The organism is uncultured Acetobacterium sp., assembly GCF_927416815.1.
In the GTDB taxonomy this organism is placed as follows: Bacteria; Bacillota; Clostridia; order Eubacteriales; family Eubacteriaceae; genus Acetobacterium.
In genome coordinates this window covers 83,811-110,676 of sequence record NZ_CAKMJU010000026.1, presented here as the reverse complement: position 1 = coordinate 110,676, position 26,866 = coordinate 83,811, and the positions used below count along the sequence as shown (strand labels likewise).

The 26,866-nt window shown below is 46.2% G+C and carries 24 protein-coding genes; 19 read left to right on the top strand and 5 right to left on the bottom strand.

Annotation, left to right across the window (positions count from 1 at the left end; translation table 11 throughout):
* Positions 1-39: 39 nt before the first annotated feature.
* The 5 genes from QZ998_RS04635 to QZ998_RS04615 all read left to right on the top strand — a co-directional run bounded on the left by QZ998_RS04635 (position 40) and on the right by QZ998_RS04615 (position 4,962).
* Positions 40-1,548, top strand: coding sequence for a chitobiase/beta-hexosaminidase C-terminal domain-containing protein (locus QZ998_RS04635; protein ID WP_296558421.1), 1,509 nt, complete (start codon positions 40-42; stop codon positions 1,546-1,548).
* Positions 1,549-1,573: 25 nt separating this feature from the next.
* Positions 1,574-2,332 carry a M15 family metallopeptidase gene (locus QZ998_RS04630; RefSeq protein ID WP_296558420.1) on the top strand — a complete coding sequence of 253 codons (759 nt, stop codon included), beginning with the start codon at positions 1,574-1,576 and terminating at the stop codon, positions 2,330-2,332.
* Positions 2,333-2,479: 147 nt separating this feature from the next.
* Positions 2,480-3,115: a Maf family protein gene (locus QZ998_RS04625; protein WP_296558418.1), complete on the top strand. Its 636-nt coding sequence runs from the start codon at positions 2,480-2,482 to the stop codon at positions 3,113-3,115.
* 47 nt (positions 3,116-3,162) lie between these two features.
* Positions 3,163-3,897 carry an alpha/beta hydrolase gene (locus tag QZ998_RS04620; RefSeq protein ID WP_296558417.1) on the top strand — a complete coding sequence of 245 codons (735 nt, stop codon included), beginning with the start codon at positions 3,163-3,165 and terminating at the stop codon, positions 3,895-3,897.
* Positions 3,898-4,086: 189 nt separating this feature from the next.
* A complete protein-coding gene (locus QZ998_RS04615) occupies positions 4,087-4,962 on the top strand; it encodes a nitroreductase family protein (RefSeq protein WP_296558416.1) in 876 nt (291 codons plus the stop codon).
* 72 nt (positions 4,963-5,034) lie between these two features.
* On the opposite strand, the gene QZ998_RS04610 is transcribed toward QZ998_RS04615, so the two are convergent.
* Entirely contained in the window at positions 5,035-5,286 is a 252-nt protein-coding gene (locus QZ998_RS04610; RefSeq protein ID WP_296558414.1) for a hypothetical protein, read from the bottom strand.
* Positions 5,287-5,597: 311 nt separating this feature from the next.
* Between QZ998_RS04610 and recQ the strand changes: the two genes are divergently transcribed.
* The 8 genes from recQ to QZ998_RS04570 all read left to right on the top strand — a co-directional run bounded on the left by recQ (position 5,598) and on the right by QZ998_RS04570 (position 16,387).
* Positions 5,598-7,790, top strand: coding sequence for a DNA helicase RecQ (gene recQ / locus QZ998_RS04605; RefSeq protein ID WP_296558413.1), 2,193 nt, complete (start codon positions 5,598-5,600; stop codon positions 7,788-7,790).
* A 32-nt stretch (positions 7,791-7,822) separates the two neighbouring features.
* On the top strand, positions 7,823-8,596 hold the full coding sequence (locus tag QZ998_RS04600) for a TraX family protein (RefSeq protein WP_296558411.1): 774 nt from the start codon (positions 7,823-7,825) through the stop codon (positions 8,594-8,596).
* 107 nt (positions 8,597-8,703) lie between these two features.
* Complete coding sequence (locus QZ998_RS04595; protein ID WP_296558410.1) at positions 8,704-9,741, top strand: helix-turn-helix domain-containing protein; 1,038 nt, start codon at positions 8,704-8,706, stop codon at positions 9,739-9,741.
* A gap of 113 nt (positions 9,742-9,854) precedes the next feature.
* Positions 9,855-11,081: an FAD-dependent oxidoreductase gene (locus QZ998_RS04590; RefSeq protein ID WP_296558409.1), complete on the top strand. Its 1,227-nt coding sequence runs from the start codon at positions 9,855-9,857 to the stop codon at positions 11,079-11,081.
* 325 nt (positions 11,082-11,406) lie between these two features.
* Positions 11,407-12,081: a hydrogenase nickel incorporation protein HypB gene (hypB, locus tag QZ998_RS04585; RefSeq protein WP_296558407.1), complete on the top strand. Its 675-nt coding sequence runs from the start codon at positions 11,407-11,409 to the stop codon at positions 12,079-12,081.
* A 250-nt stretch (positions 12,082-12,331) separates the two neighbouring features.
* Positions 12,332-15,106 carry an FAD-dependent oxidoreductase gene (locus QZ998_RS04580; protein ID WP_296558405.1) on the top strand — a complete coding sequence of 925 codons (2,775 nt, stop codon included), beginning with the start codon at positions 12,332-12,334 and terminating at the stop codon, positions 15,104-15,106.
* Positions 15,107-15,149: 43 nt separating this feature from the next.
* Positions 15,150-15,491: a hydrogenase maturation nickel metallochaperone HypA gene (locus tag QZ998_RS04575; RefSeq protein ID WP_296558403.1), complete on the top strand. Its 342-nt coding sequence runs from the start codon at positions 15,150-15,152 to the stop codon at positions 15,489-15,491.
* 125 nt (positions 15,492-15,616) lie between these two features.
* The gene (locus tag QZ998_RS04570; RefSeq protein WP_296558401.1) at positions 15,617-16,387 is read left to right on the top strand and encodes an arylamine N-acetyltransferase; all 771 of its coding nucleotides are present in this window, start codon (positions 15,617-15,619) and stop codon (positions 16,385-16,387) included.
* Between the two features lie 243 nt (positions 16,388-16,630).
* Here the strand turns inward: QZ998_RS04570 and QZ998_RS04565 are convergent, their stop codons facing one another.
* Positions 16,631-17,551 (bottom strand): ribokinase, encoded by a 921-nt coding sequence (locus QZ998_RS04565; RefSeq protein ID WP_296558399.1) that lies wholly within the window; start codon positions 17,549-17,551, stop codon positions 16,631-16,633.
* A gap of 487 nt (positions 17,552-18,038) precedes the next feature.
* Here QZ998_RS04565 and QZ998_RS04560 point away from each other — a divergent pair, with 487 nt between their 5' ends.
* Positions 18,039-18,662 (top strand): hypothetical protein, encoded by a 624-nt coding sequence (locus QZ998_RS04560; protein ID WP_296558397.1) that lies wholly within the window; start codon positions 18,039-18,041, stop codon positions 18,660-18,662.
* Between the two features lie 31 nt (positions 18,663-18,693).
* On the opposite strand, the gene QZ998_RS04555 is transcribed toward QZ998_RS04560, so the two are convergent.
* Complete coding sequence (locus tag QZ998_RS04555; protein ID WP_296558396.1) at positions 18,694-19,605, bottom strand: exopolyphosphatase; 912 nt, start codon at positions 19,603-19,605, stop codon at positions 18,694-18,696.
* Positions 19,606-19,987: 382 nt separating this feature from the next.
* Here QZ998_RS04555 and QZ998_RS04550 point away from each other — a divergent pair, with 382 nt between their 5' ends.
* The 5 genes from QZ998_RS04550 to QZ998_RS04530 all read left to right on the top strand — a co-directional run bounded on the left by QZ998_RS04550 (position 19,988) and on the right by QZ998_RS04530 (position 23,536).
* Entirely contained in the window at positions 19,988-20,185 is a 198-nt protein-coding gene (locus QZ998_RS04550) for a cold-shock protein (RefSeq protein WP_111886821.1), read from the top strand.
* A 139-nt stretch (positions 20,186-20,324) separates the two neighbouring features.
* Positions 20,325-20,483 (top strand): hypothetical protein, encoded by a 159-nt coding sequence (locus QZ998_RS04545; protein ID WP_296558393.1) that lies wholly within the window; start codon positions 20,325-20,327, stop codon positions 20,481-20,483.
* A 285-nt stretch (positions 20,484-20,768) separates the two neighbouring features.
* The gene (locus QZ998_RS04540) at positions 20,769-22,064 is read left to right on the top strand and encodes a DEAD/DEAH box helicase (RefSeq protein WP_296558391.1); all 1,296 of its coding nucleotides are present in this window, start codon (positions 20,769-20,771) and stop codon (positions 22,062-22,064) included.
* A gap of 159 nt (positions 22,065-22,223) precedes the next feature.
* A complete protein-coding gene (locus QZ998_RS04535) occupies positions 22,224-23,087 on the top strand; it encodes a response regulator (protein ID WP_296558389.1) in 864 nt (287 codons plus the stop codon).
* Positions 23,078-23,536 (top strand): chemotaxis protein CheX, encoded by a 459-nt coding sequence (locus tag QZ998_RS04530; RefSeq protein ID WP_296558388.1) that lies wholly within the window; start codon positions 23,078-23,080, stop codon positions 23,534-23,536. The genes QZ998_RS04535 and QZ998_RS04530 overlap by 10 nt, the downstream gene beginning before the upstream one ends.
* A gap of 188 nt (positions 23,537-23,724) precedes the next feature.
* On the opposite strand, the gene QZ998_RS04525 is transcribed toward QZ998_RS04530, so the two are convergent.
* Positions 23,725-24,234: a methyl-accepting chemotaxis protein gene (locus tag QZ998_RS04525; protein ID WP_296558386.1), complete on the bottom strand. Its 510-nt coding sequence runs from the start codon at positions 24,232-24,234 to the stop codon at positions 23,725-23,727.
* Positions 24,231-26,621, bottom strand: coding sequence for a cache domain-containing protein (locus QZ998_RS04520; RefSeq protein ID WP_296558464.1), 2,391 nt, complete (start codon positions 26,619-26,621; stop codon positions 24,231-24,233). The genes QZ998_RS04525 and QZ998_RS04520 overlap by 4 nt, the downstream gene beginning before the upstream one ends.
* Between the last annotated feature and the right edge of the window lie 245 nt (positions 26,622-26,866).

Here is a 26,866-nt window from a genome sequence, read left to right as displayed (position 1 = left end):
AGCACTTTTGCATGAAATAAAGGTTTGAAAGGGGTACTTATGAATTCAAAATCACGAAGAAAAAAAAGGACATCCTATGGAAAAACTGAGCTGCCAATCGAGCGAAATAACGACACTTTGGTAACTGATCAAAACAACACAAGTGCCGACGAGCAGGAAAAAAAGCTTGAGCAAGAAAAAAACCAGGTCTTGGCAGATCTAGTAGAAAACGAGCGCCATGAGGATTCGGTTGTTGACACAGAAGTAGAGCAAACCGCGGCGCTTGATAGCGATGATGGCGATCCTGAGGATGCTGCTGTCAAGCAGCAACTAGATCAAAAAAGCGAGGCTCAGCTTGCCGAAGAAAAAGCGATTGCGGGTGACGAGGAAGCCATTGAGGATGAAGAAAAAACCGAAGCCTTAATGATCGAAGATACAGAGGCTTTGATGAACGAGCAGACCGAAGCCTTAATGGACGAAAAAACCGAAGCACTTGTGGAAGTGATAAACGAACCCTATGTGATTGAAAATACCGAGTCGCTGGTGTTTAAACAACAGAAACCATTTAAGCATAAAAAACCGGTGATCATTGTCAGTTCCATCATCCTGAGCTTATTGCTGGTTGGTGGCGGTGTGGCTGCGTATTTAAACTACCAGCGCAACACAGAAATCAGTAATGACCTGAAAAATGGCGAAACGTTGCTGAGCGAAGCCAAATTCGATCAAGCGATGAAAGCTTTTGAAGACGTAGGCACGTTGGATGCAGACAATCCCGATGCTATCTTTGGTAAAGCTAAGGCTTATGCCGGTCTGGGAGACTATGGCAATGCCAGAACCTATTTTGAAGATAGCTTGAAACGGATCACTGATCTTGAAAAAATGAAACAGGTATATAATGCTTATATTGATTCAGAGGTTAATGCAAAGATCGGTGAAGAAGCCCTCTTTGCTCTGATGGATCGGGCGGCAAAGGATACTGGGGACGAGGGCTATATTAAACGAAAAGGTGAGTTTATGGTGAAAGCGCCTTCCTTTAATTTAAATCCCGGCTCTTACCAGGGAACACAGGCGGTCGATATTATCAAAGGCGATCCGGCTGATAAGATTTACTTTACCACCGATGGCTCGCAGCCAACGACCGCCTCGCCGGAGTACACGACGGTCATCGAACTGACCCCAGGGGAAAAGACCATTAAAGCCATTGAAGTCGGAGCCAATGGTTATCCCAGCAAAACGATTGAAGGTAAATATATCATTTCGGCTAGCAGTGAATCAATTCTGGAAAATAATATTTCCGGTTCATGGACATCGCGCTCCGGGTCTTATTTTTATCGATACTACTTTAGCAATGGGTACCTTACTTATTCATATAGTTATGGCAACAATAGTTCCTACTCATCGACCGGAAATTATCAGATTGTTGGGGTGAATCCCAATGGCACCATCGCAACCCTTTCCGTTTTCAATGTTACTGGATATTCGCTACCTAGCACCCTGAACATCAATTGTGAACCCCTGGGAGATAATATGATCTCGATCAATACCCGGGGTTACACGTATAGCCCGTGAACGTAAAAAAGGAGAGGAGAAAGCCATGCATATTCAAAATAAGAAGCGGTTCTATCTGATGATGGGACTGCTGGGATTCATAATCATCCTGCTGGGTTTTTCAATTTATATGATCTGGACCGCTATTTCAGCAAGAAATGTGCCGATAGCGCCGACTAGCAATACCGCTACCGTTGATTCGACCCAGGGAAACCGTACCGATACAGTGACTAGTCAGGCCATCGCCGACCCCACGGATATACTGGTCTTAGTCAATAAAACTACCAGTCTTGATCAAGATTATCTGCCACCTGATCTGGTATCGGTCGATTTACCGGGGGTTCGGGAAACCCAATTACGCAAAGAAGCAGCTACGGCGCTAGAGGATCTCTTTGACGCAGCCGCGCTGAAAAACCTGACGCTTTACTGTTGTTCGGGCTATCGTTCTTATCAAAGCCAGGATCAGCTATATGCTGAAAATGTCAATGCCTATGGTCAGAAGGAGGCCGATCTGGTCAGCGCAAAACCCGGCCAGAGCGAGCATCAGACCGGATTGGCAATGGATGTCACGGCTGAATCGGTTAACTTTGATCTGCTGGAAAGTTTCGGACAAACTCCGGAAGGCCAGTTTATTAAGAATAATGCCCATCTATATGGCTATATTATTCGTTATCCGGAGGATCAAACAGCCATCACCGGATACGCTTACGAACCCTGGCACCTACGTTACGTGGGAAAAGATGTAGCAGCAGAAATATTTAAAAATAGCCTGACATTTGAAGCCTATCTAACACAAGTTCAATAATTTGCAAAGACATTTTTGCTGGCCGTTTCGGCTATGGCGGAAGGAGCTAAAAAAACCACCGGTCGTGAAGTTTACTTCACAGACAGGTGGTTTTTTTATCAATAAACTGATACAATATGGCTATTCTAAAAAAACCGGAGGTCAACCGTGCAACCAAAAATAATTCTTGCTAGTCAGTCGCCCCGCCGACGGGAGCTGTTTAAGCTGGTAGCTAAAAGCCAGGGCATCAAGGATTTCGTTATCCAGGCGGCCGAAATCGACGAAAAACGGATTGAAGCTGAGATGCTGGCAGATCATGACGGCGATTTTCAGGAGACTGTAAAAAACCTGGTTGGTCAACTGGCGTCCAGAAAGGCTAGCGTTGTCCAAAAAATCAATCCTCGGGCACTGGTGGTCGGAGCAGACACGATGGTCGTGCTTGATGAACAGATTTTAGGCAAACCAGCCGATGAAATAGAAGCCTACCAGATGATTAAACAACTGGCCGGAAACACCCATCAGGTCTTAACCGGTGTCAGCATCCGCTATCGCGACCACGAAGAACGATTCGTCGCGATTTCGACGATCCGTTTTTATCAGTGGGATCATCAGATGCAGCGGGAAGTGGCAGATTATGTGGCCTCCGGAAAAGCGATCGACAAGGCCGGAGCCTATGGCATCCAGGAAGAAGCCGGCCTCTGGGTCAAGTGGATTAAGGGCGATTACAATAATATTGTCGGACTACCGATTGCCAAACTTAACAAGCAGCTCGGTAAAATGCTGGAGCAGATCGCTAACCAGTAAGCAAACCGACCGCCGAAATAAGCGGCCATTGAAAGGAAATAATAAGGATGTATTATGAAGAATATGGGGATCAGAAAAACCCGACCATTGTGTTACTCCATTGCGCGGCGATAGTCGAAATCTATTTAAAACAGCATGAGCTGTCCAGTCAGTATCATCTTGTTATTCCGCACCTTTATGGAAGCGGCCGCGAAGTGAAACAGGATTTTGAACTGGAAAAAACAATGCTGGCACTGATCCGTCTGATCAAAGGATTGGGCAGTCAGCCAGTTTATCTTGTCGGTCATTCAGAAGGGGCCAATCTGGCTTTGGCACTTGTTTCTCAGGAGCCTGAATTGTTTAAAAAGGCCATTATCAGCAGTCCCATGGTCGATGAAAATGATCGCATTTCGCGGCGTAAGGCCAGCTTTGTTTCGTTATTGTATCCACTGCTAAAGAAAGCTTGGATGGGCAAGGTTTACGTCAAATTTTTGGGGATTGATGAACCCGACCAGGCGCAGTTTTTTCTGGACTATTGGACTAAAATCAGCCGAACCACCTGGAAAAACTATTATACCGATCGGGTCACCTTTGAAAAATATCCGGGCTTTCCGGTCAGTTCGGTGCCAATTCTTTGTCTTTATGGGGAAAAAGAACCCAAAGTTATCGCAGCAACGGTAAAAAAAATGCTGGCTCTCAATCCCCATTGTGAAGTGAAGCGGATTGAAAAGGTCGGTCATGATCATCCCATTAAGAAATGGCGAAATTTTCAAGCCGAAATGAAGGGCTTCTTTAGATCGTAGTCCGCTGATGATTTGAAGCAGATCGGGTTGTTTGTTAGCGTAACCATAAGTTGCGATAAGCTAGGGTTCAATATTTTCTACAATTATTAAGTCAAAAATCGGACATGGCGGCAAATTTAGGACCAAATCTGATTAGTTCACCGCAATTGGGGTATAAAATAAACAGCTAATAGAAGGAGGTCTAACTTTATGAAATTCAGAGAATTTACGGTCAATAGTCACTCAACCAGAGAATTTGTCGATAGCAGTGTGGAAGAACGGGATATGAATGAGGTACAAACATATCTGGATGAGCTAAACACTAGCGTCGGTCAGGAAAAGGGTTTTTCCCTGTTCGTCTTAAAAAACGGCGCCGATGTGTATAGCGATCTGGAAGGCTCCGGCGGTTATGGTGGATTGATGATCAAGAGTCCGCATTACATCGCTTTGCGGTTGGATAAAGCCGACCAGGAACTGGAGGTTTACGGAGCTTTTTATATGCAGTCAGTGGTAAAAAAAATCTATGATCTGGGTTTAGGTAGCTGCTGGATCACCCTAAAAGAAATAAGCTCGGCACAAGAAGAAAAATTACTGGCGGGACAGACTGGTACAATTCAGCATTTGCTGGCGTTTGGAAAGCCCGCTAAAAAAGAAGCAAAAAGTGATAGGCATACAACGATCATTAATTGTGATACAAAATACGAACAAAACCCCTATGGAATCACTATGATTAATACTAGCGATGATGCGCGGCTGTCAGTGGTCGATACTATTTTTCTCCAAAACTGGGGAAACGTGGCGCCATTTAAAGAAATGGAAAAAAGAGGGGTTCTGGATCTGCTTTACTACGTCAGAAATTCACCCTCATATCAAAATGGTCAGCCTTGTCGACTGATTCTAAAGGATGGCTATGCGGAACTGTGCGTGGTTAATCCAGAGCAAGAAGAAAACTATACCGATGCCGGAATTATGTTATTCACCCTGGAGGGACTGGCCAAGGAACTGAGCTTTCCGTCTAACTGGCATTTTATCCAGGACGATTCTGGTAATACCGAATATCGCCGGGTCGCCCATTTTGATCTGTAAAACAATTATTAAACAAATAATGAAACTAAAAAGGGCTTTTGCACATCGTTTCTGATGGCAAAAGCTCCTTTTTTATAGATGCTGGAGATGTGTATTGGATCGATTGAGGTACATCAGAGCCAATTCCAGTTTCATTTCGATGCTATTTTTGAGATAAGCCCATTCATCTGTTCGCAGTTTTTTTGCTAAAGCGATTTCTTTTTCTGTGGGTAAGTTGGAACGAAGTTGTGACTTATCTATTGTTTTGCTGGTGCCTAGAATCAGTGAAATATCGTTAGTCTCTGGATGGTTTTCATAATAGGTTGCAAATCTTGACTGTACCATTGTTATTTCCTTTCGTAAAACAAATTTCGGATTAATCTTGTAAATACTTAATCGCTGATCTGATATCAGTATAAACTAAATTTGTTAAGGACTTTTGAACAAAAGGTTAAGGTTTTGTGAAGATTGCAAGAATATCCAAAAAATATCCCCAAAATATTCCGAGAAATTAACCCTGACTCGAAATCAACAGGACTTTTGTGAGTGCCCCTTCCTTGTCAGCAGCGGTCTTTTAACTTATAATAAAGATATCACAAAAGTCAGGTTCCCCACGGAACCGTCTATCGGAAACACCGATTTACAGGAGGTTGATCGTGACACTTAAAAAAAACCTGAGCCAGTATTTTGGCTATGATACATTTAAAGAAGGACAAGAAAAAATCATTACCGCCGCTATAAATGGCCAGGATGTGCTGGGGATCATGCCCACGGGTGGGGGCAAATCGCTGTGCTATCAGCTGCCTGCTACCCTGCTGCCGGGTATCACGCTGGTGATCTCACCGCTGATTTCACTGATGAAGGATCAGGTCGATGCACTGGGTGAAATGGGAATTGCTTCGACCTTTTTAAACAGCAGTCTCGATGACACGACCTATCAGGAGCGGCTTAAAAAGATCCGTGCCAATCACTATAAGCTCCTATATATCGCCCCGGAACGACTTTGCGCGCCAGCCTTTGTTGACCTGGTGCGGGAGCTTTCGGTTTCTTTGGTAGCAGTCGACGAAGCCCACTGTATTAGCCAGTGGGGCCATGATTTTAGACCCCACTACCGGGAGATTCCCGCTTTTATCAATAATATTTCACCCCGGCCGGTGGTGGCGGCCTATACCGCCACCGCCACCAAGAAAGTTATTCAGGAAATTAAAGCCTTGCTGGCGCTTAAGGAGCCGGTTGAATCGATCATTGGCTTTGACCGGCCCAACCTGCTTTATCAGGTCGTTAAAACCGGCGATAAACTCGGCTATCTCAAGAATACCATCACCCAGACATTTCCCGATCAGTCCGGGATTATCTATTGTGCCACCCGAAAAACGGTCGAAAGCGTTACGGCCAAGCTCAACAGTCTGGGATTTTTAGCTGGTGCCTATCATGGCGGGATGAGTCCCGAGGCGCGCGAGCAGAACCAGCAGGATTTCATTAATGACCGCCTCCATCTGATGGTGGCCACCAATGCCTTTGGGATGGGGATCAACAAGCCGGATGTCCGTTTTATCATCCATTATAATATGCCCCAGAATATGGAGGCCTATTATCAGGAAGCCGGTCGTGGCGGCCGTGATGGTGAACCCAGCCACTGCACCATTTTATATTCACCCGCCGATATTGTTAAACAGAAACAGCTGATCCAGCTCAATCAGACCTCTCCAGAGCGGGAGACCCTGCTGTTTGAGAATCTTCAGTATCTGGTCGATTATTGCCACACCAATGACTGCCTTAGAAAAAGCATCCTCCAATATTTTGGCGAAACCGCAGACTTTGAACGTTGTGGCAATTGCGGCAATTGTCTGGATCAGTCGGAAATGGTCGATATCACCCTGGACGCCCAAAAGATTCTTTCTTGCATTTATCGGATGAAAAACCGCTTTGGCCTGAACATGGTGATTGCGGTACTGCGGGGCTCGAAAAACAAAAAGGTCTTGGAGCTGGGCTTTGATAAGCTCTCAACCTACGGGATTCTGCAGGACCAGAGTGCCGAAAGCCTGCGGGAAATCATCATGACCCTGGTAGCAAAGGGCTATCTTGTTGTCACCGCCGATGAGTACCCGGTGCTCAAGCTGACCGCGGCCGCTGGCGGGATTTTAAAAGGCCAAGAAAGGGTCTTTCATAAAAAACACTTGCTCAATATCAAGGCTGCCAAAGCAAAAACTTCAGGTAAGGCCAAACCGCCGCTGGATTGTGATGAAGCCCTGTTTGAAGAATTGCGCAGCTTGAGACGCAGGATTGCTCAAGAAAAGGGGTTGCCGCCCTATGTGATTTTCCCCGATGCCGCCTTGAAAGAAATGGCAGCTTATTTTCCCCGCACGGAAGCCGAATTTTTAAAGATCAACGGCGTCGGTCAGGCCCGTTATGATCATTACGGGGCGGTTTTTATTGAAGCGATTAGCAGTTTTGCCGATCATAACCCGATCACCATCAGACCCCGGCCGATCGCGGCAGTTGATGACTCAGAAGCCCGGGTGTACATGCGACAAAGAGGAGAAAGTGAGGCCAAGCTTCCCTCATGGGAGCTCAGCTATGATCTGTTTGCTGGCGGGATGACCATTGCTGACATCGCCAAACAGCGTGACCTGACCGAAACCAGTATCGTTAATCATTTAATCCGCTGTGATCAGGAAGGGAAAGCGATCGACTGGAGTGATTTTGTCGATGATCAAAAAGAAATGGCAATCATCAACGCGATCGGAACAGTCGGTCTGGAAGCGCTGCGGCCGATCAAAGAAGCCCTGCCGGAGTCCTGCTCTTATAATGATATAAAAATTGTCATCCATAAAAATGACTTGCAATAGATAAAAATGACTTACACTAGATTGGAGAAAAGATGACCTCGACAAGTTTAAAAGTAATCGCCCTGATCTTGATGTTTCTGGATCATGTCGGGCAGTTTATCCCGGGCACGCCGTTGTGGCTGCACTGGATCGGACGGATTTCGGCGCCGGTGTTTTTTTTCTGTATGGCCTGGGGTTTTTATTACACCCATGACCGCAAAAAATATCTGCTGCGGATGTACCTTTTTGGTGTGGGGATGGGCTTAATTGATCTGATTAGCAATATTATCATCGCTGAACCCTATGCGCTGCTGTTTAACAATATCTTTGTGACGCTCTTGTTGGTCGGCGTGATTGTCTGGCTGATCGAAATCCGAAAAACCGATAAGCAAAAAGGCAACAAATATCTTGCCTTATTTGCAGTTTATCAGATTTTTACCACCCTGCTTTGCATCCTGGCGGGGCAAGTATTACCCCTTAATGGGATGATGAGCTTTGTCGGAGCTATCACCGGCAATCTGATTTTTAACGAGGGCAGTTTTATCTTTGTTTTTATGGGAGTGCTGATCTATTTTAACCGGACTGATAAAAAACGCCTGATCCTGGCCTATGGGCTTTTCTGCCTGGGCTTTTTAGGCCTTGAATGGGCAATCGATCCGCGACCAACCGCCCTGCTTTACAATAATTACCAGTGGATGATGATCGCGGCTCTGCCACTGATGCTTTCTTATAATGGCGAAAAAGGCAGCGGCCTGAAATACCTCTTTTATATTTTTTATCCACTGCACATTGTCGTCTTATTCTTTGTCGGCAATCTGTTTTTTTAGGGCGGATTGATAATTCCGGATAGTTTAATATGTCAAGCAATCAAAGGCCAATAAAGGGATCCATCAGTCAATGATGCCATGCCTGTATCAAGAAAGGAAGATCGCAGATGCCAAAATCCGTTAGAGCGCAAGAAGAAATAACCATCAAACTCCGCCACGAGATTCTGCTCTGCGGCCAGGAACAGGGAGTTAGTGCGGCCTGTAAAAAATACAAGATCTCCCGAACCCTTTACTATCGCTGGCATAAACGGTTTGATGAACAGGGGCTGGAAGGCTTAAAAGATCAGGTTCGCCATTATCTCCCGCCCAATAAAGCGGCGCTGGCGGTGGAGCAGGCGGTGCTGGATGCGATCGTTTCCTTTCCCGACTATGGCCCTCAAAGCATTGCCTGGTTGTTAGAGGATCAGGATATCATCATCAGTAGCAGCGGGGTTTACAATATTATGTGCCGTCATGAACTCAACCAGAGAGCGGCCAGAAAAAACTATAGCCGCAAAATAAGAACCGAACAGCATCAAGTACAAGAACCTGAGCAAAAAAACCGCTCGGATCGGGCGCCAGAGCCAGAGCAGCTGACTGTCGGCGAATGCTGGCTGGCCTGGACGGTTGAACGCGGTTATCAGCCGGGGATCGGCAATCTTTATCAGTATGCGGTAGTCGACTTAAAAAGCGGGGTGGCCTGTTCCCGGCTCTATACCAAAAAAAATTCCGCGTGTGCCCTGGATCTGCTACTGGGGGTGGCCATTCCGATGGGCAATGAGTTACTGATGCAGCCAAGCTGGATGATGACGCCCCATCAACAAGAATATACCAGTGGCAGAATTCACAGTCGCCATCTGTATAGCAGTAATCTTCGCGAAATCAATATCAAGCAGGTGATTTGGGAAGAAAAGAATAATCTGTATTCAAAAACCGTCCAGGTATTCAACCAGAAAAGTGGTGATTACCTGGAGTCACTGTTGGAATCGGCCGGTTCTTTTGAAGAAATCAAAGATGAATTTCAGAAATTCATTCGTGATTATAATCTTGAGATGTCGCTCGGTTATGGCGAAAATGCCGAGAAAACGCCGATGGAAATCGTTGTCGCGATCAAGGGCACCGGGGTGACATTGCCCCTGTGGTCTTATCTTAATCGAAAATACTAAGATCAAAAATATTAAAATCAAAAACGCTAGTGGCTTTTAAAAGCGAATGCGATGCTAGCAAGTGGCTAGATTAAAAGCGTCTAGAAATGACGATTAGCAAGGAGAGCAGAACCATGAAAAAGCAAATAGCAGTGGTCGGCGGTGGTTATGGTGGCCTGACGCTGGCCTTTTTTCTTGAAAAAGCCGGCCATGCAGTGACGGTTTTTGAACAGGAAGAACGGGCTGGTGGCCATCTCTGCACCGTCTTTCATAAAAAAGAGTGCTGTGAACTGGGAGTGGTGCTGGGAACCTCAGAAGCATTGATCAAGTTTCTCCGCCACTTAGGTGTTAAGGCCGAGTACAAGTATTTTCATCGCAATTTTTTAGGAGCAGACGGAAAAAAACAGGCACAGATCGCCCCTGATGAAATTGCTGCTTTTCAGGAGCAATTAAAGCGGCTGCCAGAAATTCTGGCGCCGTATCAAGGCGCCTTAAATGCGCTGGGCTGGGAAAACATTCCCGACGCCTTGACGCAGTCCTTTGAATCATGGTGCCATAAAAATAAGCTCCATACCTTGCTTAAGGTTTATACCCCCCATCTGGTCGCCTTTGGCTTTGGGAAGTCAAGTGAGATTCCGGCCATCTATGCCCTAAAGTATTTGGATCTGATGACCCTGTCATCGATGATTGAGTCGCGGAAGCTGATTGCCTTTAGCAATGGCGCTACCGAAATCATGACGAGACTGGCACAAAAGTTGGAAGACCTCCGCTTAAATACCCCCGTTACCGGCATTATTCCCGGAGAGCATCATCGGGTGACGATTGCAAGTCCCGTCGGCAAGGAGGATTTTGATGCGGTGGTGATCACCGTGCCGCTAGATCAGTCAGTGATCCAATCCCCGGAGCATGCCAGTCTGATGGGCTGCTATAGAAGAAAAGCCTACAATGTGCTGGCCTATGTGGCGCAGCAAAACTACCGTACCACTACTTATTTTAGCCATAATTTTGAAAAGGAAGGGCACCTGTTGCTTTTGTATAGCAGTAAACCGGATAAGCCCGGCCCGTTGTTGACCGCCTATGCCACCGGCGAGCTGCCGATTAAGGATTTGAAAGCCCAGATTGACGTCGATCTGAAAGCGGCTGGCTTTAAAGCCGACCGCCTGTTTGCCTATAAACAGTGGCAGACCTTTCCCCATGTCAGCGGGGCCAAAATAAAAGATGGCTTTTACGATCAGGTAAAGACCTGCCAGGGCAAGCAGGGGATTTATTTTTCGGGCAGCCTGACCTGTTTTCCGACCCTCGACAAACTGACCCAATACCTCAGCGATTTTGCCAACCGCTATTTTGGATCTGAGGAGTAGTTATTTAGTTTAGCTTGCTGTTTACAGAATTGTACTAGCAGCAGGGGTTCCCTATGAAGACATCCCGTCAAACTGTTAACACCAAGTGAAAACAGCTGGCGGGATGTGTTTTTATGCGCTGTTAAATTGTTGTCAAAGTTATTTGGATAGCATATAATCAATGCAAAGAAGCAGCTGAAAACAATTACAAAACGGATGAACCGCCGTCTGCTTGGCTGCTGCTTTCTGACAAACAATTGTGTTGTGGAAACCAACAGCTAAGCACCTATCGTTTGGTAAGGTGAGTCTTGTAATTAACAAAGAACAAGGGAAAGCGAGAAATAAAATGGAAATTTACAAGGTTCTGGAAATCAAAAAAAGCGTTTATGAGAATAACGACCGCGAGGCAGATTTACTCAGACAGGAATTAAAAAAGGAGCAGACCTTTTTATTGAATCTGATGTCATCACCAGGCTCGGGAAAAACAACAACCCTGCTGAGAACCATTGAAGCACTAAAAGATGAGCTGCGCATTGCCATCCTAGAAGCCGATATCGACTCAGATGTGGATGCCCATGCTGTCGCCAAAACCGGAACCCGGGTGATTCAGCTCCATACCGGTGGGATGTGCCATCTCGATGCCGGGATGACCCGCCAGGGTCTGGAAGGGATTGGTACCGATCAGACCGATCTGGTGGTGCTGGAAAATGTCGGCAATCTGGTCTGTCCGGCTGAGTTTGATACCGGTGCCTCTAAAAACGCGATGATTCTGAGTGTCCCGGAAGGCGATGATAAACCACTGAAATATCCGCTGATGTTTTCGCTGGTTGATGTGCTGCTGATCAATAAGATCGATGTAAAGGATCATTTTGATTTTGATCTGGCGGTGCTGCGGGAGCGGGTTAAAAAATTAAACCCTAACCTGGTCGTCATCCCGATATCGGCCAAAACTGGCGAGGGCATCGGGGAATGGGCCGACTGGCTGCGCGGGGCGGTAAAAAGCTGGAATCAGCCGGAATAACCAGAAGCGCGTCAAGACCGAGACCAGTGCTATGCGTTTTAGGCGCTGTTTGTAAATTTGGAATCACTTATGGCTAGGGTGTCGTAAGCAGTTTTGACCGGGTTGACATACATTATGTTGATATAACAATCACTCGGAAATTAATATGCTGTACAGCAAACGGCTTGAATTGAATTTTGACACCACAACCACTTATTGATAAATAAAAATTGAGAAGTAAAATTATAAAAATAGAAATAGAGGAGCTCAAATGAATAATAAATCAGAACCGACAAATTTTAACAAGTCAACCCGCTTCAATTTTGCCTTAAGCTGGGCGGATGTCAATGACCGGCCCTATCGTCAGGAAATTGTTGATCTGGCCAATAAAATTGGCCGTACCAAGGCCGGAACCGGCCGCGAAGCAATTCCCTATGGGCCTGAGTATTATGCCCTGGCGCCAATTCTTGATCCCTATCAGGCCAAGATTGCGATGCATCTGGCATTTCGGGAAAAGATGACTGCACAAGCCGTCGCGACCGCCGCCGGCGAACCGCTTGATCAAGTAACGGCCGCTCTTGAGCATATTGCCTGGGCTGGGGTTGCCTTCGTTAATACCGTCGATGGGGTAGATCTATACTGGCAGGATATTTTTGTCCCCGGTCATCTGGAAATGATCAACAATAACAAAGAACTAGTCGCCAAACATCCGGAAGTTGCGGAAGCATTTTATTATTTTGGCGGTAAAAAAGGCCCCATGGCTGTTGGCATCATGCCAATTGGTAGCGGTCCGATGCGGGTTTTACCGATTGAACGGGCCATTGATGGCAATTCAAAAAAAGTGACCTATGAAGAGGTGTCCCACCATTTGAATGAGGCGAGCGTTTTTTCGGTCTCGGATTGCTCCTGTCGAACCTCCCGGGAAGCCATGGGCGAAGGTTGCGGCCACTTAAAAGAAGAAATGTGTATTCAACTGGACCATGCGGCCGAGTATTATATCAAAACTGGTCGGGGACGGGAAATCTCCAAAGCGGAGGCCTTTGAGATCATCAAGAAAGCCGAGGACAATGGCCTGATGCATTCGGTTCCCAATCTCGATAGCCCGGGACACACCCATGCCATTTGTAATTGCTGCGGCTGTGGCTGCTATGCGATGCGGCTGGCCAACGAATACTTAAACAATGACATCGTCCGATCCAATTATAAATCGGTGGTTGATGAGAGCAAATGTGTTGCCTGCGGGGAATGCGTCGACGTCTGTCCGACTAATGCCATCAGACTGGGCCAGAAACTATGCACTAAAACACCACTTGACGAGACCATCACCAAGGTGACACCGCGCAATACCGAATGGCAAGAAGACAAATGGAACAGCGATTACCGCATCAACCGCAAAAATGCCCTGGATTCGGGAACTGCTCCCTGTATTACCAAATGCCCGGCCCATATCCCGGTTCAGGGTTATATTAAACTGGCCTCCCAGGGACGCTATACCGAGGCGCTGGAGCTGATTAAAAAGCATAATCCACTGCCGGCCGTCTGCGGACGGATCTGTCCGCGGCTATGCGAGGAAGATTGTACCCGCGGCGATATTGACCAAGCAGTCGCGGTTGATGATATCAAAAAGTTTATCGCCGAAAAGGATTTGGAACTGGCCTCCCGTTTCATCCCGGTTAAGCGACACGATTACAGCGACAAGAAAATTGCGATCATCGGTTCTGGCCCATCGGGACTGACCTGCGCCTATGATCTGGCTATCGACGGATACGATGTTACTGTTTTTGAAAAAGAACGCCGCCTGGGCGGGATGCTAACCATGGGGATTCCTTCGTATCGACTGGAAAAAGACGTTTTAACCGCAGAAATTGAGATAATTAGAGAGCTGGGGGTCAAGTTTGAAACCGGCGTCGAAATTGGTCAGGATATGACCCTTCAGGAACTGCGAAAGCAGGGGTTTAAGGCCTTTTATGTGGCGATTGGCGCCCAGGATGGACGCACCCTCGGGATTGACGGCGAAACGGCTCAAGGGGTCTTTAGCGGAGTCGATTTTCTGCGCCGCACCAATTTAGCCGAAGCAATCGATGTTAAGGGCAAGCTTGTGGTAATCGGCGGCGGCAATGTGGCCATTGATGTAGCTCGCAGTGCGACCAGACTAGCAGGCGTCAGCCAAACTGATTTGTACTGTCTGGAAGCCCGCGATCAGATGCCCGCTCATCCCGAGGAAGTGACCGAGGCGGTGAGTGAGGAAATTGCTGTTCATAATGGCTGGGGACCAACCCGGATCGTCAGCGAAAATGGCAAGGTCACCGGGGTGGAGTTTAAGCGCTGCCTGTCGACCCTTGACGTTGCTGGTCGTTTTAACCCCCAATTTGAAGAAGCCGACCGGATCGTGGTCGCCTGTGACAATGTGATCCTGTCAGTCGGACAAACCTATGCTTATGGCAATTTGTTTGCCGGTGAAGCGGTTGAGCTGAGCAGCCGTAACACCGTGGTCGTCGATCCAATCACCTTACAGTCTTCAAGAGCTGACATCTTTTCTGGTGGCGATGTCGCCAGCGGACCCAAACTGGCTATTGACGCGATTGCAGCCGGTAAAGAAGCGGCGGTATCGATCCATCGCTTTGTCCAAAAAGGTCAGTCACTAGTGTTTGGCCGCGATAATCATAGTTATACGATGCTGGACAAGGATAATCTCGATGAGCACATCGATTACGACGGCAGCGAGCGACAACGGATTGCCCATGTCGATGGCAAGGTCTCGAAAACGACCTTTAAAGATTTGCGCGGGGTTTTAACTGAAGCGCAGATTCAGAAAGAAACAGCCCGCTGCTTAAGCTGTGGTGCCAGCAAGGTTGATGAGTATTTATGCGTTGGTTGTGGCGCCTGCACCCTGAAATGTAAATTTGAGGCGATTACGTTAGAACGGGTTTATGATGAGATGGGCTATGAAATTGATGACTTGCCAAAAGCAGTCCTTAAAAAAGCCCTCGGCCGAAAAGCCAAAATCATGCTGAACAAGGTCAATCCTTTTTCAGAAACACGATAAGTTTGTTGTTTAACTAAAGAAATAGAAAAAGAGGTGTCAGGCCATGCATGAACTTGGGATTGTTTTTGAAGTGATTAAAATCGTTGACGAATTTGTTATAGCAAATGATTTAACTAAGGTCGATAAGATAATTTTGGAGATCGGGCAATTGTCACAGACGATTCCTCATTTTGTCGAGGCCTGTTACCCGGCGGCAGTCAGTGATACCCCTTATCAAGAGACTAAACTGGAAATCATTGTGCTGCCGGCCAGGGGGGAATGCCAGCTTTGCCATCAAATTTTTAATGTGGTTGACCACCGCAAGATTTGCCCAAACTGTCAGGGTGAAGATTTCCGTTTGATATCCGGCCGGGAGTTTAATATCAAGGAGGTCGTCGCCTATTAAGATGGGGCGACGACCACGCGTGCTTGATTAATAAATGATCCATAATAAATCCTTTTAGCTTTATTTTTCCGGGAATTCTGGTATACTAAGTTTATCTTTTAAACGAAACTAATAAAGGAGAACTTATGCCCGATAAACGATTTAACCTGGAGGATTATCTTAAGCGGATTGATTATAGCGGGGACAGCCAGGTTTGTGCCAAAAGCCTGAAACAACTGCATCTTGGCCATGTGATGAACATTCCCTTTGAAAACCTCGACGTTTTTGAAAGAAAGAATATTTCGCTGGAACTTGACGATCTTTTTGAGAAGATGGTAAAAAACCGTCGCGGCGGTTATTGTTTTGAAATGAATAGCCTCTTTGCGGCGGTGCTGACCGAGATGGGTTTTTCGCTGACCCGCCACCTGGCGCGGGTCTATCATGGCGGTTTTGACAACTCGGGTAAAACCCATATGGTATTGCTGGTTCAAGCCGACGGTCAGAAGTGGGTCTGTGATGTGGGCTTTGGTGGGAACAGTCTGGCCGCACCGCTATTATTTGAGGAAGGCCTGGAGCAGCAACATCTAGGCCGTATTCATCGGGTGATGGCCGACCCGGTTTATGGTTACCGGGTGGAGTTTAAAACTGCCACCGGTTTTGAACCGATCTACGCCTTTACTTTGGAAGCCTGCTGTCCGGCCGATTATCTGATTGCCAATCATTATACTGCCACCTACCCGGAATCCTTCTTCAGGCAGGCACAGATGTGCGCCCTGGTCACCGCAACCGGCAAGATCACCTTTTTTGACGGTCAACTAAAGATCACAGACGGTGAGTCGCTGACCGAAACCACCATCACCGGCGCTGCCGCAATCAAAGACGCCTTGAAAAGCTATTTCGGAGTGGAATTGTCTTAAAAGCCGGTACTAAAAAAGCAACAAACGCTGATGGCGATTTGTTGCTGAGGTTGTCGAATACTGCCGTACCGACCAATTGTTAATCTGTTGTTCGCTGCGGAATCGGACAGGCTATCGCCATGTCCGCTCCGATGCGTACAACATGATGTAACAATTGTCGGTACTGGGTCGTGCTTCTGAACAAACTGGTTACTAAAAAAGCAACAAGCCTTTAATCGGTTTGTTGCTTTTGCGTTTTAAGAGTTATTTCTGGGTGGCCAGGAAGGCGTCTATTTCTGCGGCGGTGGGCAGCGATGGCTGTGCACCGAGCTGGGTACAGGTCAGAGCGCCAGATGCGCTGGCATATTTGGCTGCTTCAACCAGGTCGCCCATTTCGACAAAGGCCTTGGCCAGGGTTCCGGTGTAGGCATCGCCGGCGGCGGTGGGATCGATGGCGTCAACCTTGTAGGGTGGTACCATGACATCCAGGCCATCGCCATAGAGATAAGAGCCGCGTTCGCCCAATTTCAGCACTACAAATTTACAACCGTTGCGCTCCATCAGTTTTTTGGCGGCGGCCCGACAAGATTCTTCATCAGCGGGGTAGATGCCAACCAGGGCTTTGGTTTCGGTTTCGTTGGGGGACAGGATGGTTACTGGCGGCAGTTTTTCCAGCGGATAAGGCTGCGCTGGGCCGGCATCCAGAACCGTGATAATGCCTTTTTTATTAGCCAGTTCAATCGCCTTGGCATTGGTTTCCAGCGGAATTTCAAATTGTAGCAGGACGGCATCAAAGTCATTTTCAAATACTTTTTCCAGTTCGTCCGGAGGGGTCAGCATATTTGCGCCCGGGAAGATGATCAGGCGGTTTTGGCCGCTGTCTTCCAGGGTGATAGCCACAAAACCGGTATTAGCACCATCTTTAACGATGGTATAGGTGGTGTCCACCCCTTCTTTTTTCCAACAATCCAAGAGATATTCACCGTTTGTATCATTGCCAACAGTGGCATAGGCGGAAACCTGGGCGCCGGTTCGGGCGGCTGCTACTGCTGCATTGCTGCCCTTTCCTCCAGGAGCATTGCGGTAGTCGTGCCCTAAAACACTTTCACTGGGTTCTGGTGCCCGTTCACACCGAAGAATAAGATCCATCATCACACTGCCGACTAATAGAATTTTAGCTGCCATAAATAGCCTCCTTAAAATTTGCCGGGTCAGGGTAAAAGCATTCATTACACCTCGGGGACGACAGAACAGATGTCGAACAAAATGATCCCACTGGTGTGAAAATGTTACACTGATTCCGGTGGATTGTTTACATATGCAAACATTATCACGAGATGAAGACGCTGTCAATCAGATCATGTGGCAATATATTGACACTAATCTGCAAAAAAATGAGCCATTTAATATTGCCAGGGAGATTATTTTGCATTCATATTCGCGTGGTGGCCTTGCCTCAAACTTAAAAGTGATAATTTAAGGAGATTTGCGCTTTCTAATTGACAAAAGCCCAGCTTTTGTTTAGAATGAGTGCAATGAAAATCTCAGTGAAAATCATCTTTGAGAGTGGTATTGTCGAGATATTGCGATAAACACTCTTTTTTAGTCGGATATTAAAGACAATTTGGAGATTGTTTGACAAAGCCTGAGAAATTAAACAGGAGAAGAATGAATGAAGAAAAAAATTTCTAAGCCGATACTGATCGGCGGTGTTTTACTGATCGTCAGTGCTGTCTTGATCGGCTTTGTGCTACTGATGATCTTTGGTGGCGATAAAGAAGAGGTCAGCACCGATCCCTTAAATCTCTACAACAAGGTGCTGGTGGGGATGACTAAGGAAGAAGCCGAAAAGGTGCTAAAAGTAGAAAGTTCGGCTAAGGGGAAAGGCTTTAACTATATTGATGAGAACACTGGCTACGGGGTAACCGTCAGCTATAAGATTATCAGCATCGAAGATATGGAGGAAGGCGAAGCTGCGGAAGCAGCAGAAACCACTGAGGTGGTGGTCTTTAAACAACTCTTTGTGCCAGATAATAGCTACCTCGATGGCCTGGTCAACGCCAATGTCACGGCTGATCAAGTTAATTCGCTAAAAGAAGGGATGACTTATCAGGAAGTCAAGACTATTTTCGGTGGGACAGATGGTACCGAAATCAATTCAGCCTATAATAAAAAAGACGCGGCCACACCCTATTCGGTTATGGCCTGGTTTAATCCTGATCACTCGGTGGCCTATATTACTTTTCTGGGCTATCAGGGGACAGTGATGGTCTTTGAATACCGTCCCGGAAAATAAAAAAAGCGCAACCTGCGACGGTTGCGTTTTTTTATTTGCTTTTTAGTACCGCAATGATTTCTTTTATAATGGTGTCGGCATCGTCATAAGGGATCTGGCAGGTGCCCACCATGTGATGGCCGCCACCGCCGTACTTGAGCATCAGCTTGCCGATATCAGCAGTACAGCTACGGTTTAAGATACTGTAACCGCAGGCAATCGAGACATTCTGTTTCTGCTTGCCGTCGACGATCCAGAGCGATACATTCTGGTCAGGAAAGATGCTGTAAATCATAAAGCGGTTCCCGGTGTAGATGGTTTCAACATCTCGCAAATCGGTAACCAGCACATTATCGATCAGTTCGCTATGGGCGGTAACCATTTCGGTAAAGAGGCGCGCCTGATCATTGTAGAGTTCAACCCGTTCCTTGACGTCCGGCAATTCGAGGATTTCTTCAATCGAAAGGTTTCTAAAAAGATTGATCAGTTCTTCCATTAACTGGTAGTTGCTGATTCGAAAATCTCGAAATCGGCCTAATCCGGTGCGGGGATCAGAAATGAAGCCCAGCAGGATCCAGCCGGTCGGGTTTAAGATCTCATCGCGGGTAAGATTTCCGGAGTCTACCTTATCGACGGAAAAAATCATCTCTTGGTAATTGGGAAACTTTTCGATGCCGCCATAATAGTCATATATGATCCGGGCAGCAGAAGGTGCCAGGCGGCTCTCGCCGGCCACTCCGGGATGCCATCCCATCCGGTCTTTCTCAGATGAATGGTGATCAAACCACATACCGCAACCGGGTACATAGGGAACATTGGCCAGTACATCATTTTCAGTGGGGGAGAAGAGACCGTCCTGCAGGTCTTTGGGATGAACAAAAATCCAGTCGTCAATAATGCCGGCTTCTTTTAACAGCATACCACAGATTAAACCGTCAAAATCCGAACGAGTAACTAAACGCATATGAAACCTCCTAAAGAAAAAATAATAGCTAAATGCCACTTTAAATTTAAAAGCCAACGGGGCTGTTAATGTCAGTAAGAATTTAGAAACAGTTTTTATATTGTACCATTTAAGATGGTGATTTTCCATCTTTTCAATAAAAAAAAACATGGAATTAACAGGTCATTCATTAATAGTCTTAAGGATTTGAAAATAATTATTAAAAAGTTTGCTTTATTGACTGGATCGTGTTATTATAAACAAGAACTTAAATTAACAGTAAATGAATTTAACAGTATTATTTTTTAATAGGTACTATGCTTTACAGTATTATCCTAATTTAGAAATGTAGTTGTTATCCGTATTACAGGATTTAGGGAATAAAATTAGGAGGTACTCATCAATGAATGGTACAGTGAAATGGTTTAACTCGGAAAAAGGTTTTGGTTTTATTACAGGGGAAGATGGTAAAGATGTATTTGCACATTTTTCACAAATTCAATCAAGCGGTTACAAGTCTTTAGAAGAAGGCCAAGAAGTTTCTTTTGAAATCACTCAAGGACCTAAAGGCCCACAAGCCGAAAATATTCAAGTTATCTAATAACACAGATATTTTAAACTTATGCCTGAAAATGGCATAAGTTTTTTTTTATCTTGTCATAAAATGACAACACTGATCCCCGATCATTAACAGCGATCTGACAGGGTTGCCGGATTATTTGGGGAAAAGGAGGGGACATATGTCAATCAACAATATCGAAGCGATGAAAAAACTAATTGAAGAAAAGAAAAAGATAAGTGCACAGCAGGGAATAAGAGCTGACAAGCCGAGTCAAAGCAAGGTCAGTGATCGAAAAGCCTTTAAAACAACAAAACGAGGCGGATTTTTCGATAAATAAATCAATTTTCTAAGGAACGCTACCGGCGTTCTTCAGGTTGTCGGCAAACAACCGTACCGACCAATGACCGAGGGGTCAGACCCTTGTTAATCTGTTGTTCGCCGCGGGATCGGACAGGCGCTGCCGTGTCCGCCCCGATGCGAACAACATGATGTAACAATTGTCGGTACTGCTTTATCAGAATGTCTACAATCTAGGAACGCTACCGGCGTTCTTTATTTATGATAGGGTTGATCCGTTAAATTAATCAGCCCGTGGAGCACTTGCATAATAAAGGAGAAACTATTGCAATTTGAAAATTTAAATATTATACAGCCAATTCAGAAGGCTTTAAAAGCTGAAGGATATACTGAGGCCACCCCAATTCAGGAAAAGGCTATTCCGTCTTTACTGGAAGGTCGGGATTTATTGGGCTGCGCCCAAACCGGAACTGGAAAAACTGCCGCCTTTGCGATCCCGATTTTACAGGGACTTTCGTATGAGCAGCGAAATCTCAAAGGAAACCGTCCGATCAAAGCTCTAGTGCTGGCACCTACCCGGGAACTGGCGCTGCAGATTAGTGATTCGTTTAAAGCCTATGGCAAGTTTTTAGGACTACGCACCCTGGTTATTTATGGTGGTGTATCCCAGAACCCTCAGACCAAGGCCTTAGCCGCCGGAGTTGATATTCTAGTAGCAACCCCGGGTCGGTTGCTGGATTTGATTAATCAGAAATATATCAAACTGGGTCAGATCAAACACTTTGTTCTCGATGAAGCGGATATGATGCTCGATATGGGGATGCTTCAGGATGTCCGAAAAATCATCAAGCACATGCCCGCCGAACGACAGAATATGCTGTTTTCAGCTACCATGCCGATCGAAATTGCTAAATTGGCGGGATCGATTCTAAAAAATCCGACCAAGGTCACGATTACCCCGGTTTCATCAACCGTTGAAGTGATTGAGCAGAATGTTTTTTATGTCAATAAAAGTAATAAGATCCATCTGTTAATCCATTTGCTAAAAAACAAGGAAATTATTTCAGCACTGGTTTTTTCTCGAACGAAACATGGGGCAGATAAGATTGTTAAGCATCTCGAACGTTCTGGTTTCAAGGCTCAGGCGATTCATGGTAATAAATCCCAGAATGCCAGGCAATTGGCGCTGAATAACTTTAAGGAGCGCAAAACCCGGATTTTGGTGGCTACTGACATTGCCGCCCGGGGCATCGATATTGAAGAGTTATCACATGTCTTTAATTATGATTTACCCGAGGTACCAGAAACTTATGTACATCGGATTGGTCGTACCGGACGTGCCGGCTTTGGCGGTATCGCGATAGCATTTTGCGATCAGGAAGAGATGCCATTACTGGAAGGTATTGAAAAGTTGGTATTAAAATCAATTCCCGTGGTTGAGGTACATCCCTTTCCGATGGTTGAGATGCCGGCCGAACTAAAAATTGCGTCTTCCCGCCGGCCATCGGCACATCAGACCGCGGCCCCCCGGAATCGTCGCGGAAGCGCTAGTGGCTCAGGAAAAAATACCGGCGGAAAAAAAGAGCGTGATCGTTTTTATTCAAAAAATAAGAATAAATAGAGTTTTTCGGATTGTGACAAAAATAAGGTTATCCAGACACATTCCGGGGATTAAGTATTCTAAAAGTTTTAAGTAAATATTACTTGACGAAGACTAAGGATAACAATTAGAATTAATATAGCATGAACTTTTCGATTCGATTAAAAAGGCGGTGGATTTATGGAAAATATTAGAGTGATGATAGTAGACGATTCAACTTTTTCAATAGCAGTCCTCAAACGGATGCTTCAAAAAGATGGGATAGAGATTGTTGCAACGGCACTGAACATGAAGGACGCAATCCAAAAAGCCCAGGAGATCAAACCAGATCTGATTACAATGGATATGACCTTGCCAGATGGTGATGGAATCGAGTGTACAAAAGAAATTCTAAAACATTTGCATGATACTAAAATCATTGCCATCAGTGCGATGATGGATGAAGAAATTATTCAGCGAGCCAAAAAAGTCGGTATCAAAGGTTACTTACAAAAACCAGTTGATCAGACCGATCTTGATGCGGCCATTGAACGACTTTTTGAAGGCGAAGAACTTTATGGGGTTTTAAAGAATAATTTTGAAGAAGCCTTTAAAGAATCGATCTTTAGTTTTCTAAAACGAGAAATCGGCGGCGAGGTTGTCATTGAAAAGGTAGACGAACATCCGATGACCACAAATTCTTCGGGGATTTCGGTAGCGATTGGAATCATTGGCCGCCATGATGGTCGCTTAATTATGGATATGTCCGAAAGTACTGCCTTGGGCATGACCCGAAAAATCCTCCAGGATGAAGGCCAGCAGATTGATGACGCCATTAATTTCTTAAGTGAGTTTACTAATGTGATTGGCGGTAACGCCTGTTCGCTGTTGAACGGGCTTAATCGTTCCTTTGGTCTGCGGGTTTCACCGCCGACGGTCTTCCGGGGAAAGGATATTACCATTTCGATTGGCGATATTATGAGTGAGTCTTTTGTAATCAAAACCGATCTGGGTGATGTCTTTATGAATGTTGGCTTTCAAAAGGGGGATGTCGAATGGATGTAGCAATTATTAATCCTTTCATTGCGTCAGTTACCGATATAATGCCGCAGTTGGGCTTTGAAAATATTATTTTAAAAGAACAAAGTGAAAAGTCAAAGAAAATTGTCGCTAGCGGAATTGTTCTAACCTTGGGGATCGTTGGCGATAAAAAGGGCAATGTTGCCTATGCCATCGATACCGCGGGAGCCAAACAGATTGCCTCGATCATGATGATGGGGATGCCGGTGGAAGAACTCGATGATATGGCCAAAAGTGCAATCTCCGAGCTGTCCAATATGTTAACCGCCAATGCCGCGATCAATTTTTCAAACGATAATATCACTGTCGATATTTCGCCGCCAACGATGTTGACCGGGGAAAGCATTGAACTGAGCATGAGTCGGGAACAGGTGATGTGTGTCGAGTTTGATGTCGATGGCATTAAGATTGAAATTAATGTAGCGCTGGATTAACGTAGTTACCAATAAACTTTTATGCCGACCAATGACTGCGAAACAGATCCTGCGGTCATTGACGGTACTACCGCTACTTAAAAAAGGACATCGTTTTTAACGGTGTTTTTTTAGTTAACGATAAACGACCCCTGCAATACCGATTTCTAGGCGGTGTTGCAGGGGTCGTTTTGGTGATTGTGACTGGTTTAGTGGGTCAATTCAAATTTACTGACCATGTTTTTAAGCAGTTCCGCCTGGCTGTACAGCTCTTGACTGGCGGCGGCGCTTTCTTCGGCGGTCGCCGAGTTGGTTTGGACAACCTGAGCAACCTGGTCAATACCAACGTTGATCTGGTTGATTGAAGCGGTTTGCTCATTGGAAGCGGTATCAATCTTATTGACTAAGGCGGCGACCTTGGCGACACCGTCAACAATTTCATTGAGGGAGTCAGCGGTATTGTTGGCAATCACCGTACCTTCTGAAACCTTGGCGATTGAACCTTCAATCAGTTCGGTGGTTTCTTTAGCCGCTTCAGCACTGCGTCCAGCCAGGGTTCGAACCTCCTCGGCGACGACAGCGAAGCCCTTGCCTTGTTGACCAGCCCGGGCAGCTTCGACGGCCGCATTTAAGGCCAGAATATTGGTCTGGAAGGCAATGTCATCGATGACCTTGATGATGTTCGAAATCTTCGCCGAGGAAGCATTGATTTCTGTCATTGAGCGGAGCATCTGCTGCATCTGGGTATTGCCGTTTTCGGCGTTTTGCTGGGCGGCCGGGTCAGCTGATTGGCCTGGTCGGCGTTGATGGCGTTTTCGCGGGTTTGCTCAGCGACCTCATCAATCGAGGCGTTGAGCTCTTCCATCGAGCTGGCTTGTTCGGTAGCACCCTGGGCGAGCGCCTGACTGCCCTCAGATACTTGTCTGGAACCAGATGCGACTTGATCAGCCGAATCGTTGATGCTGCCGAGGATCGTATTGAGTGAGTTCATGGTATCATTCAGGGAATCTTTGATAATCCCATAGGAGCCGCGATAATCGCCTTCCATAGCCTGAGTCAGATTGCCGGCAGCCATTTGTTCAAGGACCATAACGGCCTCGTTGATGGGCTGTTCGATGGCATCCAGGGTCTGATTAAAACCATTGACGATATCCCGATAACCACCCTCGAAGCGGGATGCATCGCTGCGGATTTCGAGCTTGCCGTTGATCCCGGCCTGAGCCAGATTGCGGGATTCTTCAATCAGGTTGTCGATGGTTGACAGGGTCGCAATTACCGAGGGGGTCATTTGATCATTTTCGGAACGTTTGCCAATCGCAACGAAGTCACTGAGCCGGCTGGTATCGCCTTTTGAAATTTCAATAAAGGCTTGCTGAATATTGAGTAAGCGGGTATGAACCAGGTTGATTTCATCTGCGAATTCTGCCATATTGCCCTGGTAGTTGCCAGTCATTGAAAGGGTATAGTCATTGGTGGCCATTTTGGTCATCACTTGACGGGCTTCGTTAATAGGAGCCAGCAGCGAGTTTAAGGTATTGTTAAAGCCCTCGATGATTTTTCTAAAATCACCGCTGTGCTTGGTCGCATCAGCCTGAATTTCGAGTTGGCCGGCGGTGGCGGCCTGAGCCAGCATATTGACATCGGCGACTAGGGCGTTGATATTGTCGATACAGGCATTCAGGTTTTCTTTAATGGTATTAAAGTCGCCATGATAGGTAGCGGTGATTTTTTCAGGAATTTGACCACGGCTGATTTTATCAACATAGTCAGCCGACATGTTGAGCGGCACGACCACAGCGTTAAGGGTATTATTGACGCCGACGACAATATCGCGGTATTTGCCCTGGAACTTGTTGGCATCGCCGCGAACCGATAAATGACCATCGGTGGCCGATTGGGTCAGCATTTCGACCTCGGATTCGAGGTTCTTGAGGTTTTCAACCACTTCGATCAGACTCTTGGATTGAATATCCTGATCGGATTTGACATCGACCGCTACTTCGAGATTACCCAAAGAAATTTGTTCCAGGGTTGCAATATTTTCTTGAATATTTTCAGATAGTTTCTGGAAGGAGAGACCCAGTTGACCCAGCTCATCCTTTCGGCTGATGATCGTTTCAGGAATTTCGCTATTAAAATCTCCCAATTCAGCCTTATGGAAAAGCTCGGTGATCAGGACAATCGGGTTGACGACACCCTTGATCTGTCTGACAATGATAAAGCTCAACACAATCAAGGTTAATAAAATTAAGCCAACCAGCTGGAAAATCAGCATCATGATTGGGGCATTGAGTTCGCTTTGGGGCTCCATTATCGCCAGTGTCCAACCGGTTTCCGGGATCGGCGCGTAATAGATGTTATTCTTGCCAGCATCATCGCTAAAGACTCCGGATCCGGTTTCACCGTTTAGCATATTATCGCCCAGGGCGGCCAGGCTGGCGTTGGGATCTTCAAGCAGATTGACACGCATCGCCTTGGCGGCATCGACATCGGCGATATAGAGGCCGGTCTGATCGACCAGAAAGGCACGGCCGGTTTCGCCGACCTTGATCTCACTAATCAGCTGCTGGAGACTGGAAAGATCGATATCACCGGTGACCACGCCGCGGAAGTTTTTGCTGGTGTCATAGATTGCCGCGGCAGCCGTAACCATCGAAATCCCAAGGGCGTCATCTTTAAACGGCGCTGACCAGGCTATTTCACCGCCGGCATTTTTACCAACCGTGTACCATTCCTGATTAGGATAATCATAGTCGTCAGTACTAAATAGCGCTTCCGCATAGGCGATACTCGAATTCTCCCGGTAGGCATAGGGGCCAAAATACTTAAGCTCCGGTTGGTAGGCATTGTAATCGTAAAAGACTCCCACGCCGTAGATATCGTCAGTTAGACCCACATATTGGGTTAGTAGATCGCTGTAATCCGGGGCTGTCATCTGAGTACCGGTGACGCCGATGGTGGCGCTTAAAGTGCTGACCGCCTTACTATGATTACTAAGAATCTGTTCAATCTCGTTAATGGTATTACTGAGCTGGAGATTCATCTTTTCTTCGATGCTCCGGTTTTCATTGTTAATGCTCAAAACCGTAACGGTGATGCCGATCACTAGCAATGCCAGGGCTACAAAAAGATCACCATCGAGGTGATTTTATTGCCGATAGAGTTCTTGTTAAAGATTTTCATGTTGATTTCCGCCTTTGCTTTTTTTAGGTGCGTGAGATTTGTTCGGGGTGTTGCTGTTTTAAAATCTTCTGTTGGTAAATTTATATACCACATTCTACAGTATTTAAACCGACAACACTATAAAATTATAGTTAAAAATAAGTTAAATGAAAGACTGCTATGATATCA

What these genes read in the sequence shown, in the direction of transcription:
- QZ998_RS04635 (WP_296558421.1), top strand. Translation starts at nt 40, where the DNA reads ATGAATTCAAAATCACGAAGAAAAAAAAGGACATCCTATGGAAAAACT.
- QZ998_RS04630 (WP_296558420.1), top strand. Translation starts at nt 1,574, where the DNA reads ATGCATATTCAAAATAAGAAGCGGTTCTATCTGATGATGGGACTGCTG.
- QZ998_RS04620 (WP_296558417.1), top strand. Translation starts at nt 3,163, where the DNA reads ATGTATTATGAAGAATATGGGGATCAGAAAAACCCGACCATTGTGTTA.
- QZ998_RS04615 (WP_296558416.1), top strand. Translation starts at nt 4,087, where the DNA reads ATGAAATTCAGAGAATTTACGGTCAATAGTCACTCAACCAGAGAATTT.
- QZ998_RS04610 (WP_296558414.1), bottom strand. Translation starts at nt 5,286, where the DNA reads ATGGTACAGTCAAGATTTGCAACCTATTATGAAAACCATCCAGAGACT.
- QZ998_RS04600 (WP_296558411.1), top strand. Translation starts at nt 7,823, where the DNA reads ATGACCTCGACAAGTTTAAAAGTAATCGCCCTGATCTTGATGTTTCTG.
- QZ998_RS04595 (WP_296558410.1), top strand. Translation starts at nt 8,704, where the DNA reads ATGCCAAAATCCGTTAGAGCGCAAGAAGAAATAACCATCAAACTCCGC.
- QZ998_RS04590 (WP_296558409.1), top strand. Translation starts at nt 9,855, where the DNA reads ATGAAAAAGCAAATAGCAGTGGTCGGCGGTGGTTATGGTGGCCTGACG.
- hypB (WP_296558407.1), top strand. Translation starts at nt 11,407, where the DNA reads ATGGAAATTTACAAGGTTCTGGAAATCAAAAAAAGCGTTTATGAGAAT.
- QZ998_RS04580 (WP_296558405.1), top strand. Translation starts at nt 12,332, where the DNA reads ATGAATAATAAATCAGAACCGACAAATTTTAACAAGTCAACCCGCTTC.
- QZ998_RS04575 (WP_296558403.1), top strand. Translation starts at nt 15,150, where the DNA reads ATGCATGAACTTGGGATTGTTTTTGAAGTGATTAAAATCGTTGACGAA.
- QZ998_RS04570 (WP_296558401.1), top strand. Translation starts at nt 15,617, where the DNA reads ATGCCCGATAAACGATTTAACCTGGAGGATTATCTTAAGCGGATTGAT.
- QZ998_RS04565 (WP_296558399.1), bottom strand. Translation starts at nt 17,551, where the DNA reads ATGGCAGCTAAAATTCTATTAGTCGGCAGTGTGATGATGGATCTTATT.
- QZ998_RS04560 (WP_296558397.1), top strand. Translation starts at nt 18,039, where the DNA reads ATGAAGAAAAAAATTTCTAAGCCGATACTGATCGGCGGTGTTTTACTG.
- QZ998_RS04555 (WP_296558396.1), bottom strand. Translation starts at nt 19,605, where the DNA reads ATGCGTTTAGTTACTCGTTCGGATTTTGACGGTTTAATCTGTGGTATG.
- QZ998_RS04550 (WP_111886821.1), top strand. Translation starts at nt 19,988, where the DNA reads ATGAATGGTACAGTGAAATGGTTTAACTCGGAAAAAGGTTTTGGTTTT.
- QZ998_RS04545 (WP_296558393.1), top strand. Translation starts at nt 20,325, where the DNA reads ATGTCAATCAACAATATCGAAGCGATGAAAAAACTAATTGAAGAAAAG.
- QZ998_RS04535 (WP_296558389.1), top strand. Translation starts at nt 22,224, where the DNA reads ATGGAAAATATTAGAGTGATGATAGTAGACGATTCAACTTTTTCAATA.
- QZ998_RS04530 (WP_296558388.1), top strand. Translation starts at nt 23,078, where the DNA reads ATGGATGTAGCAATTATTAATCCTTTCATTGCGTCAGTTACCGATATA.
- QZ998_RS04525 (WP_296558386.1), bottom strand. Translation starts at nt 24,234, where the DNA reads ATGACAGAAATCAATGCTTCCTCGGCGAAGATTTCGAACATCATCAAG.